Below are 12,701 nucleotides of genomic sequence, written 5' to 3' on the forward strand. Positions count from 1 at the left end.
ACACTAACGGTTTTCACTGCCCGTTTGTGCGCAGGCGCAGGGCTGTTCGCTGACGGCGCACGACTGCCGGGAGCCTGCCAGCCGGGTCCCGGGGACTTAAAACAGACGGCCCCCGGATCGGTGATCCGGGGGCCGTCAGCGGCAATGCTAGAACTTCACTGCTGCGGGGTCGTCGCTCGGCGTGGCGTCGGCGGCAGCTGCTTCCTCGGAAGCTTCTTCCTCGACGGACTCAGCGGCCGGGGCAGCCTCGTCGCCGGGGCGGACGAAGTCGCTCAGGTCAACCTTGTTGCCTTCGGAGTCGGTGACCTCGGCCTGGCCCAGGACGACGGCCAGAGCCTTGCGGCGGCGGACCTCGGACACCATCATGGGGACCTGGCCGCTCTGATCGATGATCTGGGCGAACTGGTTCGGGTCCATTCCGTACTGGCTGGCGGTGGTGACGATGTAGTCGATCAGCTCGTTCTGGCTGACGTTGACTTCTTCCTTTTCGGCGATGGCGTCAAGGATGATCTCGTTCTGGAAAGCGCGCTCGGTGTTGGCCTTGACCTCGGCGCGGTGCTCCTCGGTGTCGTGCTCGCCTTCACCGTGGGCGTTTTCGGCGTTGAAGTGCTGCTCGAGCTGCTCTTCGACGATCGATTCCGGGACGGGAACCGCAACGAGCTCAACGAGCTTGTCCAGGACCTTGTCGCGGGCCTCGACGCCCTGCTCTACGACCTTGGACTCGGCAGCCTGCTTGGCGAGGTCCTCGCGGAGCTCGGCCAGGGTGTCGAATTCGCTGGCCAGCTGGGCGAAGTCGTCGTCGGCGACGGGGAGCTCGCGCTCCTTGACGGCCTTGACCGTGACCTTGACCTGGGCGGACTCGCCGGCGTGCTCGCCACCCACCAGGGTGGTGTCGAAGATGGCGTCCTCGTCGGCGCTGAGGCCCGTGACGGCCTCGTCGAGGCCTTCGAGCATGGTGCCGGCGCCAACCTGGTAGGACAGGCCTGCTGCGGAGTCAACCTCGGCGCCGTCAATCGAGGCGGCGATGTCGATCGTCAGGAAATCCTTGTCCGCGGCCGGGCGGTCCACGGTCTTCAGGGTGCCGAAGCGGCCGCGGAGCTCGTCCAGGGCCTTGTCGACGTCGGCGTCGGACGACTCGGCAGCGGCGACCTCAACCTTGATGCCGGCGTAGTCCGGCAGTTCGATCTCGGGGCGGATGTCAACCTCGGCGTGGAACTTGAGCTCACCATCGGTGGCGGACGGGTCCGGAACCTCGGTGATTTCGACCTCGGGACGGCTCAGGGGGCGGATGCCCGTTTCCTGCACGGCAGCCTGGTACCAGCCGTTGAGGCCTTCGTTGATGGCCGTCTCCAGGACGTAGCCGCGGCCAACGCGCTGGTCAATGAGCTTGGAGGGGACCTTACCCTTGCGGAAACCGGGGACCTGGATCTGCGAAGCAACAGTCTTGTATGCCTCTGCGATGCTGGGCTTCAATTCCTCAAAGGGGACCTCAACATTGAGCTTGACCCGCGTGGGGGTGAGGTTCTCGACAGCGCTCTTCACAGTCTAAGTACTCCTGGTGTGGGGGAATGGGGTTCTGCATTGCCACGGACTGGCAGTGCTTGCAGAGTCGGGGTGACAGGATTTGAACCTGCGACTTCCTGCTCCCAAAGCAGGCGCTCTAGCCAAGCTGAGCTACACCCCGTAAGTGCACAGAACAGTCTACGGTCATACTGTGCCGAATTGCACATTTGACACCGGGGCCCTGCATTAGGTTTAGTTGTATCCGGCTTGAACAGCCGACCGGAAGTTTTGCTGGATTTCCAGCATCACCCCGGGGACGTAGCTTAATGGTAAAGCCTCAGTCTTCCAAACTGATTACGCGGGTTCGATTCCCGTCGTCCCCTCCACCACAGCCGTCAGGCACACAGAGAAAGCCCCTCTCCGGAGGGGCTTTCTTCATGCGCGGCCCGGCGGAATCCGCTCAGGCCTGCTGGCACTGCGGGCACCAGTACAGTTTCCGGGCTCCCAGTTCCGTCAGCGCCACAGGGGTGCCGCAGTCGCGGCAGTCCAGTCCGTGCCTGCGGTAGACGAAGTGCGCCTCATCAGGGTCCGGAAGGATGTCCGGCTGCCCGTCCCAGTACCGGGGCGGCGTCGTAATAATCCGGCCGTCCCGGACGCCGTCGGACATCATCGCCACGGTGTCGTCCCAGAGGCGGCGGCCCGCGTCGAGTGACAGCCCGGCCCCGGGAAGCCAGGGATTGAGGCGCTGCCTGAACAGCAGTTCGGCGCGGTAGACGTTCCCGACGCCGGCAATCACCTTTTGGTCCATGAGCAGGGTTGCCAGGGGCGTGCGTCTGGCCGCCAGGGTGGCGGTGAAGGCGTCGCGGTCCCCCGGCAGGTTGCGCAGCGGGTCCGGTCCGAGGCGGGCTAGGACGCCCCCGGCCTCATCCCCGGTGATCGCCTCACAGGTGGTAGCACCGCGCAGGTCCGCCCAGCCGTGCCCGCTCACCAGCCGGACGCGGACGGCGCCCACCGGGGCCGGCGGCCCTGCGTATGCAGACGCAGGTGCAGGGACAGCAGCAGGCGCGGCGTCCGCAGGAAGAGCGCCTGCCGGTGCGTCGCCGTCGTCGTACACCTCCCGCTCCCCCACCTTCCGGGGCGCGCCGATGCTGGACGCGCCGCGGAAGGTGTCGTCCCCGCCGAAATCCCACGCGCCATAGAGGCCCAGGTGGACGTGCAGGACCAGGCCGTGGTCGAACTCGAGGAACAGGTGCTTCCCGTGGGCGGTCGCGGCCATCATGACGTGCCCGTCCAACAACGCGGCGCCGGGCGCGAACCGTCCTTGCGGGCTCGAGACGCTCAGCCTCTCCCCCGCGAAAACGTCACCGAACTGGCGTGCCAGCCGGTGGACGGAGTGCCCTTCCGGCACTACTGAACAACCTCGCCGGTGCGCTCGTAGATGGCAATCTTGCCGATCCGGCGGACGTGGCGCTCGTCGTTGCTGAACGGCTCGGCCAGGAAGGCCTCGATGATGGCTGTTGCCTCGTCCATGCTGTGCTGGCGGCCGCCGACGGCAACCACGTTCGCATCGTTGTGTTCGCGGGCGAGCTGCGCCGTGGACAGGTTCCACGCCAGGGCGGCGCGCACGCCTTTGACCTTGTTGGCGGCAATCTGCTCGCCGTTGCCGGAACCGCCCAGGACGATGCCGAGGGCGTGGGTGCCGGCTTCCTGGTCGGCGACGACGGCGAGGGCGGCATTGATGCAGAACGACGGGTAGTCATCCAGGGCGTCGTAGACCTTGGGTCCGTGATCCACCACCTCGTAGCCCTTGGCGCTGAGGTAGCTGACGAGGTGGGCGCTGAGCTCCATGCCGGCGTGGTCGGTGGCGATGTGCACGCGCGGGAAGTCAGAAAGGGTCACGGCGATTCCGTTCAGTTGCGGCGCCGGGCGGCGGCCGGGGGCGGTTGGAGGCTGTTCCAAGCCTACTAGGCCGGGCCTTTCGGGGCGGCGCCGGACCGCGCCGGGCGCCGCACTGCACTGTCGTGTTACAGCACTGCCGTGTCACACGGCGGGTTCATCACCGTTCCGCCGGGCCCTGTCCGCCACCCGGGAAAGCGTACGGGCAATGTTGTCCGCCGAGGCGGCACTTCCGCCGCTCACGGCCAGCCGCCGGCCGTCCAGGCGGTCGACGACTACCGCGGGCCCGCTGCTGACCAGCAGCGCCGTGGTGTTGCCGTGGATCCGGTACCCCCACCCGCCATAGTCGGCAGCCCGGACATCCCGAGGTGTGGCAGCGTCGATGGCGGCGGCCGGAACGTCCATGACCCGGACGAACCCTGCAGCGAAGACCCGCAGCCCGCTGCGGTCAACCCGGATCCGGGCAAACAGGAACGCCGCCGTTACCACGGCCGCGGCCACCAGGAGCGCAGCCAGCCAGGGCACGGCAAGGGTGAGGAGGGCCGCGGGCAGGAGTGTCGCGATGCCGAGCATGACGAAGATCGAGCTGCGGGCGTGTACCCAGAGGCTGATGCGGTCCCTGACCAGTTCCGGATCCTGTTCCCGCTCGAGGGCCTGCCGTATGGCGAGGTCGTCGTCGACGGACCAGCGCTCGTCGGCCTTGAAGACAAAGCCCATGACAACCCCCAGGCCCAGCGCCGCGCCGCTTCCGAGGGCCAGGACCGTGGCATCAACGTGGGACTCGCGCGCGTCGGGCAGCCCCATTTGGCCCACGAGCACAGCGGCGAGGACCGTGGTGATGAAGAGGCTCATGGATAGCCCGGCGCCCATCATGATGCGGCGCATCATCGCGGGGCGGGACAGCGGCACGGCCTGAAGCAGCACGGCCCAGCCGACCCCCACGATCAGCGCCGCACCGGCGCCAGCGACGGCGGTGAACGGCGCGAAGTCGACGGCACCGGCGTCGGTCCAGCGGACGGCCAGCGGCTCGGGCAGGTCCGGCCGGACCAGCAGCGCACACACCACGAATCCGGCCGCCAGCATGAGGGGGAAACCGATGGCAAAGCGCAACGCCCTGGCATCGACTGAGTCCCGAAACTTTCCCATACTCCAACGCTACCCCCGCCTGCACGTGGAGCGATCCGGGCGCGGCGCGAACGCCCGAAACGGAAATTTGCGACGGAACTCGCGGCGGAAACCGGCGATCAGGACCGTCGCGGCGGCAGACATTGGGACAAGGATGCCTTGCCATCGGCCGCTGACGTGAAAGAATAATTTCACAGTATCGCCGGCGGCTGCGGCCGGCCGGCAGTATCCGACTCTTTTGGAGGCCCCCTTGCCCGGTATGAACCTGACCCGCGCCGAAGCCCGCGAGCGCGCCGCCCTGATCGACGTCGAGTCCTACGAGGTCAGCCTCGACCTGACGCGCGGCGAGAAAGTCTTCGGGACCACCACGGCCGTGAAGTTCACCGCCAAGCCGGGGTCTTCGACCTTCATCGACGCCGTGACCCACGCCGTGCACAGCGTGAGCCTCAACGGCCGCGAACTGGATCCGGCAGAGGTCTCAGACGGCGTACGGATCCAACTGCCGGACCTGGAGGCCGAGAACCACCTCCTCGTGGTCGCGGAGGCGCCCTACATGAACACCGGCGAAGGCCTGCACCGCTTTGTGGATCCGGTGGATAACGAGGTCTATCTGTACACGCAGTTCGAGGTCCCGGATTCGCGGCGCATGTTCGCCGTGTTCGAACAGCCCGACCTGAAGGCCAGCTTCACGTTCACCGTCACCGCCCCTTCACACTGGGACGTGGTTTCCAACTCCCCCACCCCGGTGCCGGTGGAGACCATCCCCGGCGAGGACGGCAGCGCCCGCTCCGTCTGGGAATTCACGCCCACGCCCCGGCTCTCCTCCTACGTCACGGCCCTGATCGCCGGGCCGTACCAGTCGGTCCGCAGCGAGGTCACCTCGGCGGAGGGCCGCGTCACCCCCCTGGGTATCTTCGCCCGCAAGTCACTCATGCAGTACCTGGATGCGGACAACATCTTCGAACTCACCCGGCAGGGCTTTGAGTTCTTCGAGGCGCAGTTCGGCTGCCCGTACCCGTTCGAGAAGTACGACCAGCTCTTCGTGCCGGAGTTCAACGCCGGCGCCATGGAAAATGCCGGCGCCGTCACCATCCTGGAAGGCTACGTCTTCCGCGGCAAGGTCGCCGACGCCCAGGTGGAGCGCCGCGCCATCACCGTGCTGCACGAGCTCGCACACATGTGGTTCGGCGACCTCGTCACGATGCGCTGGTGGAACGATCTCTGGCTCAACGAGTCCTTCGCCGAGTACATGTCCCACCTGGCCGCCGTGGAGAACACCGAGTTTGCCCACGCCTGGACCACGTTCGCCTCCATGGAGAAATCCTGGGCCTACCGCCAGGACCAGCTCCCCACCACGCACCCGATCTTCGCCGAGATCAACGACCTCCAGGACGTCGAGGTGAACTTCGACGGCATCACCTACGCCAAGGGCGCCTCGGTGCTGCGCCAGCTCGTCGCCTGGGTGGGCCCGGAGGAATTCATGTCCGGCGTCCGCGAGTACTTCAGCAAGCATGCCTGGCAAAACACCGAGCTCAGCGACCTCATGGCCGAACTCGAGAAGGCCAGCGGCCGCGACCTGGAAAGGTGGGGCCAGCTCTGGCTGGAGACCGCCGGCGTCAACACCCTGACGCCGGAAATCACGGCAGGGGCGGACGGCACCATCAGTTCCTTCGCGATCGTGCAGTCGGCGGTCGAGAGCGAGCCGACGCTGCGGCCGCACCGCCTCGCCGTCGGCTTCTACGACCTCAACAGCGCCGGCAAGCTGGAGCGCGTCCACCGTGAGGAGCTCGACGTCGACGGTGAGCGCACCGAGGTTCCCGCCCTGGCCGGCCTTGCCCGGCCGGACCTGGTCCTGCTCAACGACGACGACCTCGCCTACGCCAAGGTCCGGCTCGATCCGACGTCCCTTACCACGGCCACGGCCCACCTCAAGGACTTCAGCCAGAGCCTCCCCCGCACCTTGGTGTGGGGCTCGGCCTGGGACGCGGCGCGCGACGGCGAAACCCCGGCCCGCGGCTACGTGGACCTGATCCTGGCCAACATTGCCGAGGAATCCGATTCCTCCGTGATCCTGGTCCAGCTCCGCCAGCTTGCCACCACGCTGGCCTTCTACGTGGCCGAGGAGCACAAGGAAGCCACCGCCGTGGCCGCGGCCGACACCCTGTGGGACCTGGCCTCGACCGTGCCGGCCGGCTCCGACGCCCAGCTGCAGTTCGTCAAGTCCTACGCCCTGCTGGCCCGCAGCGCCGGGCAGCTGGATACAGTGTCCGGGCTGCTGGACGGCTCCCGCACGCTCGACGGGCTGACCGTTGACCAGGACCTGCGGTGGGAGTTGCTGGCGTGCCTGGTGGCAGGTGGCCGCGCCGGACAGGAGCGGATCGACGAGGAACTCGCGCACGACAACACCTCCAACGGCCAGAACGCGGCAGCTCTGGCGAAGGCGGCCATTCCCACCCCTGAGGCCAAGGCCGAAGCCTGGGAATCGATTGTGGTCAAGGGCGATCTGTCCAACGCCCTGCAGGGCTCGGCCGTGACCGGTTTCACCCGGGTCCTGGACACCTCGCTCCTGGAGCCCTACGCCGAGAAGTACTTCGAGGCCGTCCCGGAGATCGTGGCCAACCGCACCCACGCGCTGGCCCAGCAGATCGTCGTCGGGCTCTACCCGGCCCTGCTCACCACGCAGGCCACTGTCGACCGGACCGATAAGTTCCTGGCCTCGCTGCCGGAAGACAGCTCCGCGCTGCGCCGGATGATGCTGGAAAACCGCGACGGCGTGGTCCGGTCCCTGCGCGCCCGCCAGGCCGACGTCGGCTAGGACGCGTTTTCCCGGAGTCCCGGCGCCGCCCTCCGGCGGTACCGGGACTCCGGCATTTAAGCGCCACTAAACTGGCGTCATGAGCCTTGACGAACACCGCTACGCACTGACTGTCCGCTGGACCGGGAACCTCGGGTCCGGGACGTCGTCCTACCGCGGTTACTCACGGGACCACGACGTCGAGATCCCCGGGCTGCCGGTGCTGCGCGGCTCGGCTGATCCGACCTTCCACGGCGACCGTCAGCGCTACAACCCCGAGCAGCTCCTCCTGGCGGCGCTCTCGCAATGCCACATGCTCTCGTTCCTGCACGTGGCCGTGAAGCATGGCGTGGTGGTGACCGGCTATGAGGACCGGGCCGAGGGGCTGATGCGGACCAACCGGGACGGCAGCGGCCAGTTCGAGTCCGTCACGCTCAAGCCCCGCGTGACGGTGGCGGAACCTGCGGCCCCGGAGCTTCTCGAGGAGCTCCATGCCGAGGCCAACAAGGTTTGCTTCATTGCCCGCAGCGTCAACTTCCCCGTGCTGCACGAGCCCGTGCCCGTGGCGGAACCGGCCTGATCGCCCAAGCGGCGGCAGCTCAGGCGGGCTGCGCCCGGTACGCGGCCAGGAGCGTCCGCTCCGTGTCCGGGCGCAGGCCGGCCTTGCGTTCACGGGTAAGGCCGCGCCGGCGTTCGTCCTCGAGGGTGTCGCGCAGGGTCTGTGTCCAGGGCCGCAGCCGCAGCCCGGCACCCCGGGCGGCGCTGTTGCTGCGGGCCGAGAAGCCGTCATGACCTGGCGGCAGCCATAACGGCAGCGAGTCGGGCCCGGCCCAGTAGTTCACGCCGTGCCCGGCCAGCCATTCCCCCGGGGCCGCCACCGTCCGGGCCTTCCCGCCGGTCAGCTGCCGGCATGCTTCCAGATAGGCGGCAAACAGCACCGGCTCGCCGACGGCGTTCAGGGCCCCGGTGACGTTTGACTCCGCCGCGGCCACGATCCAGGCCGCGAGGTCCCGCACATCGATGATCTGGGTGGAGTCGGCGGGGATGTCAGGGACCAGGACCGGATCGTCGTCCCGGGCGAAGCGGGCGGGCCAATACCCGTACCGGTCCGAGCCGTCACCGGGTCCGCCGATCAGCCCGGCGCGGCACAGGTGCGACTTGTCCGCTGCCAGCGCACGCGCCCACTGTTCAATCGCGGACTTCGCTTCGCCGTAGTTTTCCATCGTCAGTGCCGTGCCCGGGGCCAGGGGCGGGAGCACCTGCGCATCTTCGGCCGCGCCGGCAACCGAATGGTCCGCGTAGACCGAGCAGCTGGAGACGACGGTCCAGTGCCTTGCCGTGCCTGCCAGGACTTCCAGCGCCTCGCGGGCCTGTACGGGATCCCGCGTGACGTCGATAACGGCGTCCCATCCTGCCGGGCCGGACCAGCCTCCCGCCACGGGCGCATAGGCGGCCATTCCCTGCGAGCGGTTCGCCCGCACCCATGCGGCTCCGCTGGGCGGTGCGGCAGTGGTTCCGCGGGCCAGGCAGGTGACCTCATGCCCGGAATTGAGGGCTCGCCGGGCTATTTCGGCGGAGAGAAAGGCTGTGCCGCCAAGGATGAGGATGCGCATGGGTGCCACGGTACGGCGCTAATGTTGAAGGGGAACAGAGTGTTATGCGGCCGGCGAACGCCGGCCCCATAGCCAACAACTGCAAGGAGCAAACCCTACCGATGTTCAGCATGACAGCCGTCGAGCCCATCACGCCGCAGGAAATTTCGGCGATCAACCTGCCGGGCGTCCTCATCAGCATCGGCGTCGGCGTCGCGGTGTGGCTGGTGGCATCCTTCGTGATCTCCGGAATCACCAAGCGTGTCGCCGAGGGCAGCACCTTCTTCAAGAAGCGGCACTTCCGCTGGGTGACTCCGGCCCTGCGGGCACTGGACCACGAACGCCGGGTCCAGCGCGCCAACACGATCGGTGCGCTGCTCAGGAGCGTGGTGGGCGTCCTGGTCGCTGCATTCACCATCATGTATGTGCTCAACAACCTGAACGTAAACATTGCACCGCTGCTGACCAGCGTCGGGATCCTTGGTATCGCCATCGGCTTCGGCGCCCAGCAGCTGATCCGCGACTTCCTGGCCGGCATCTTCATCACGCTCGAGGACCAGTACGGAATCGGCGACATCATCGAGACCTCCGAGGTGGTGGGCGTCGTGGAGTCCATGAACCTGCGGATCACCCGGGTCCGGGCTGACGACGGCGCCATCTGGTACCTCCGCAACGGCGAAATCCTGCGCGTGGGCAACCGTTCGCAGGGCAATTACATCGCGCCGACCGCCCCGCCGGCCGACGAGGCCGATGCCACGCCGCAGCAGCAGGCCGGAGAATAGAGAAATGACGATTCCCAGCGCCGGTGAACCCCGGCAGCCCCGCCAGTTGCTGCAGAACGATCCGTTCAGCCAGCCCGGCTACACCGACAACTTCTACGACGCCGTGGGCGGCCACGAAACCTTCGTCAAGCTCATCGACGTGTTCTACGACGGCGTCGCGAGCGATCCGCTGCTGCGCCCCATGTACCCGGAAGAAGACCTCGGCCCCGCCAAACGGCGCTTCCTGATGTTCCTGGAACAGTATTGGGGCGGCCCGACGACCTACGGCGAGGAGCGCGGGCACCCCCGTCTGCGGATGCGCCACATGCCCTTCCGCGTGACGCCGGAGGCCAAGGAACGCTGGCTGCTCCACATGCGCACCGCGGTGGATGCCCTGGCGCTTCCGCCGCTGTACGAGGGAACGCTGTGGGACTACATGGAGCGGGCAGCCCTCTCCATGGTCAACAGCCCGTCGGAGACCTAAGCCCCGTCGCGTCCGGAAGCGGGATCAGCGCCGCCCGGTCCCCGCGGCCAGCGCGGCGCGCCCGTTGCCGGCGCCGTGCACGAGGAACGCGATGAGCAGGAACGCGGCGAGCACCTGCGCCGTCGTCGTCAGCGCGGCCGGCCACCCGCCGCCGAGCGTCGGGTCGAGGAAGTCGTAGACGTACCAGCCGTCGATCCCGCCGCGCACCCACGAGAAGACCAGGAAGGCGGCCGGGTAGCTGAGCCACACCAGCGGCCGCCACCATCTGCCGCGCAGTGTCTTCGTGACGAGGATCCAGTCGAGGACGACGAACAACGGAGCCAGGCGATGGTGTGCGAGCTGGGGCCAGTACATGTCCCAGCTCCACCACGGTTCACCCGGCGGGGCGACGAGCACCGCGTAGATGATGCCCGTCATCACCAGATAGAAAACAAGTGCGCCGAAAAGGTGGTCCCACCACTCCGGAAGCCGCGTCCGCGGCCAGGCGGCGGACGCGATGAGCACTAGCCCGAGGACGAGGTTCGACTGGACGGTGAATTCCGAATAGAGCTGGAAGACGTCGACGTCGTTGCCGGGCAGCGTCGCGTCGTACGTCCTCCGGGCGACGGCGAAGAGTACGAAGCTGCCCACCGCGGCTCGGGGCAGGCGGATCCACCCCCGGTCCGGATGCAGCGCATCGTTGAAGCCAAAGTGTCGCCCGATTGGGGGATCCAGCACCGACACACCGCTCATGCGCCCAGTATGGCATGCCGGTCAACGCTGGGACGGGCAACGACGGCGATCCGGGATTCCGCCTCCGGCTACCAGAGTCCTAAAGTCCGGAACCCGTCCGGACCAGCACGTGGCCGCGGGTGCCGCTGAGCCGGAACCAGCGCCCGGCCCGGAAGAGCCGCTGGTCGCCGTCGGCGAGGAAGCCCAAGGTGAGCGCGGCGAACGCGGCACCGGCCGGGAGGCCGCCGGCGTCGGGCAGTTCACGGCCCCAGACCGCTGCCCGGGCGTTGTTGACGATCAGCGCGCCCGGCTTGTCCGGGATGATCGCGGCGATCTCCCGGATGCCGGCCTCGGCGGCGTCCCGCAGGGCGGTGTCCTGGAGGGTACCGAGCGGTTCCCAGCCGGCACGCGGCGCCCCGATCCCGGCCCACGACTCGCTGACGGTCATCGGCGGCACGGGAAGTTCGACGTCGCTCTCCCCCGCCCGTGCCAAACGGTCCAGCACGGCGGACAGCGGCACGGTCACGTCAGTGTCCGCCGGCTGTGCCAGCGCCATGGTCCGCAAGCCCAGGATGGTGGGCGTGGATTCGCCGAGGAGCCGGGGCCGCAGGACGCAGACGTAGGCGGCCAGGACCGGGCCCGCGGCTTGGAGCCGGATGGCGCCGTCGTCGATGGACCTGGCGCGCGTCGCGAAGGTGCGAAGATCGTCGAGATCGCGGGGATCGGTGAACTGCAGGGGCTGGGTTAGGACATCAGACACACTACCGACTCTACCGGCTGCGCTTCTTTGGAGCGGCGCGGGCGTCCGTCTAGAGTCAGAGCATGACTGAAGCCGAAGCCGGACTGCGGGGACTTCCCACGCAGGACCCCACCTCCTCGCTCATCGAACTCCTCAACCTTGGCGAGCTTGAGGGCGCACGGACCGACGAGGACATCTTCATGGGTCCCTCCCAGCGGCAGCCGCGGCAGCGCGTCTTCGGTGGCCAGGTGCTGGCGCAGTCCCTCATTGCCGGCAGCCGCACTGTCGATCCGGACCGCAGCGTGCACTCCATGCATGGCTATTTCCTCCGACCGGGCGACGCCAACCAGCCGATCACCTTTGGGGTGCAGCGCCTGCGCGACGGCCGGTCCTTCTCGGCCCGCCGGGTCCACGCCTATCAGGAGGGCATGCCCATCCTGTCGATGATCGCCTCCTTCCAGGCCGAGGACGAAGGCATCGAGCACCAGTCGGAGATGCCGGCCGGCATCCCGGACCCCGAATCGCTGCCCAGCACCGCCGACCTGCTGGGGAAGTTCGACCATCCCGTGGCCAGGCACTGGGCCTATGAGCGGCCCTTCGATATCCGACACGTCGACCCGGCCCTGTACGTTTCGGCCCACGGGCCCAAGGAAGCGCGCAACGCCGTCTGGATGAAGACCTTCGGCCCGATGCCCGACGACGCCGGCCTGCACCGGGCCGCCCTGGCCTATGCGAGCGACTACACCCTGCTGGAGTCGGTTCTCCGCAGGCACGGGATGAGCTGGATTACGCCCGGGATGTCCGTGGCGAGCCTGGACCACGCCATGTGGTGGCACCGGCCGGTCCGGGTGGACGAATGGCTCTTGTACGTCCAGGAGTCTCCCAGCGCCCAGGGTGCGCGGGGCCTGGCCACGGGCAAGATCTTCAGCCGCGACGGCCGGCACGTGGCAACGGTGGCGCAGGAAGGCATGATCCGCGTCCCGAGACCCTAAGATCACACAACACGACGCGGCTTAACGCAGAAGGCGGGCGCCCCCGGGGGGGGGGGCCCGCCGGGGGCGGCGCGGGGGTTATAGGCGGGGGGGGGGGCCGGGCG

General features: G+C 68.1%; 12 protein-coding genes and 2 tRNA genes. 6 read left to right on the forward strand and 8 right to left on the reverse strand.

Translation table 11 applies throughout. The features are described 5' to 3' along the window. Window positions 1–147: 147 nt before the first annotated feature. Entirely contained in the window at window positions 148–1,542 is a 1,395-nt protein-coding gene (tig, locus tag C9424_RS19170) for a trigger factor (protein ID WP_116768442.1), read from the reverse strand. A gap of 67 nt (window positions 1,543–1,609) precedes the next feature. Further along, window positions 1,610–1,684, reverse strand: a tRNA-Pro gene (locus C9424_RS19175). Window positions 1,685–1,815: 131 nt separating this feature from the next. Between C9424_RS19175 and C9424_RS19180 the strand changes: the two genes are divergently transcribed. Beyond that, window positions 1,816–1,889, forward strand: a tRNA-Gly gene (locus tag C9424_RS19180). A 74-nt stretch (window positions 1,890–1,963) separates the two neighbouring features. Here the strand turns inward: C9424_RS19180 and C9424_RS19185 are convergent. The 3 genes from C9424_RS19185 to C9424_RS19195 form a co-directional block, all read right to left on the reverse strand. Beyond that, window positions 1,964–2,911 carry an Fpg/Nei family DNA glycosylase gene (locus tag C9424_RS19185; protein ID WP_116768443.1) on the reverse strand — a complete coding sequence of 316 codons (948 nt, stop codon included), beginning with the start codon at window positions 2,909–2,911 and terminating at the stop codon, window positions 1,964–1,966. After that, entirely contained in the window at window positions 2,911–3,402 is a 492-nt protein-coding gene (locus C9424_RS19190; protein ID WP_116768444.1) for a ribose-5-phosphate isomerase, read from the reverse strand. The genes C9424_RS19185 and C9424_RS19190 overlap by 1 nt, the downstream gene beginning before the upstream one ends. Before the next feature lie 141 nt (window positions 3,403–3,543). Beyond that, a complete protein-coding gene (locus C9424_RS19195; RefSeq protein ID WP_116768445.1) occupies window positions 3,544–4,545 on the reverse strand; it encodes a hypothetical protein in 1,002 nt (333 codons plus the stop codon). Between the two features lie 238 nt (window positions 4,546–4,783). Between C9424_RS19195 and pepN the strand changes: the two genes are divergently transcribed. Beyond that, window positions 4,784–7,339, forward strand: a complete 2,556-nt coding sequence (gene pepN / locus C9424_RS19200) for an aminopeptidase N (RefSeq protein ID WP_116768446.1) — start codon at window positions 4,784–4,786, stop codon at window positions 7,337–7,339. A 79-nt stretch (window positions 7,340–7,418) separates the two neighbouring features. Continuing rightward, complete coding sequence (locus C9424_RS19205) at window positions 7,419–7,898, forward strand: OsmC family protein (protein ID WP_116768447.1); 480 nt, start codon at window positions 7,419–7,421, stop codon at window positions 7,896–7,898. 19 nt (window positions 7,899–7,917) lie between these two features. On the opposite strand, the gene C9424_RS19210 is transcribed toward C9424_RS19205, so the two are convergent. Continuing rightward, window positions 7,918–8,931, reverse strand: coding sequence for an NAD-dependent epimerase/dehydratase family protein (locus tag C9424_RS19210; RefSeq protein ID WP_116768448.1), 1,014 nt, complete (start codon window positions 8,929–8,931; stop codon window positions 7,918–7,920). 101 nt (window positions 8,932–9,032) lie between these two features. On the opposite strand from C9424_RS19210, the gene C9424_RS19215 reads away from it, so the two are divergent. Both C9424_RS19215 and C9424_RS19220 read left to right on the forward strand, forming a co-directional pair. Then, complete coding sequence (locus tag C9424_RS19215) at window positions 9,033–9,692, forward strand: mechanosensitive ion channel family protein (protein ID WP_116768449.1); 660 nt, start codon at window positions 9,033–9,035, stop codon at window positions 9,690–9,692. A 4-nt stretch (window positions 9,693–9,696) separates the two neighbouring features. Then, complete coding sequence (locus tag C9424_RS19220; protein WP_116768450.1) at window positions 9,697–10,155, forward strand: globin; 459 nt, start codon at window positions 9,697–9,699, stop codon at window positions 10,153–10,155. 24 nt (window positions 10,156–10,179) lie between these two features. On the opposite strand, the gene C9424_RS19225 is transcribed toward C9424_RS19220, so the two are convergent. Together C9424_RS19225 and C9424_RS19230 are read right to left on the reverse strand one after the other, a co-directional pair. Further along, the gene (locus C9424_RS19225) at window positions 10,180–10,887 is read right to left on the reverse strand and encodes a Pr6Pr family membrane protein (protein ID WP_116768451.1); all 708 of its coding nucleotides are present in this window, start codon (window positions 10,885–10,887) and stop codon (window positions 10,180–10,182) included. Between the two features lie 79 nt (window positions 10,888–10,966). After that, complete coding sequence (locus tag C9424_RS19230; protein WP_116768452.1) at window positions 10,967–11,626, reverse strand: hypothetical protein; 660 nt, start codon at window positions 11,624–11,626, stop codon at window positions 10,967–10,969. Between the two features lie 62 nt (window positions 11,627–11,688). On the opposite strand from C9424_RS19230, the gene C9424_RS19235 reads away from it, so the two are divergent. Further along, window positions 11,689–12,597, forward strand: a complete 909-nt coding sequence (locus C9424_RS19235) for an acyl-CoA thioesterase (protein ID WP_116768453.1) — start codon at window positions 11,689–11,691, stop codon at window positions 12,595–12,597. Window positions 12,598–12,701: the final 104 nt, after the last annotated feature.

It is taken from the genome of Arthrobacter sp. H-02-3, from assembly GCF_003097355.1.
In the GTDB taxonomy this organism is placed as follows: domain Bacteria; phylum Actinomycetota; class Actinomycetes; order Actinomycetales; family Micrococcaceae; genus Arthrobacter; species Arthrobacter humicola.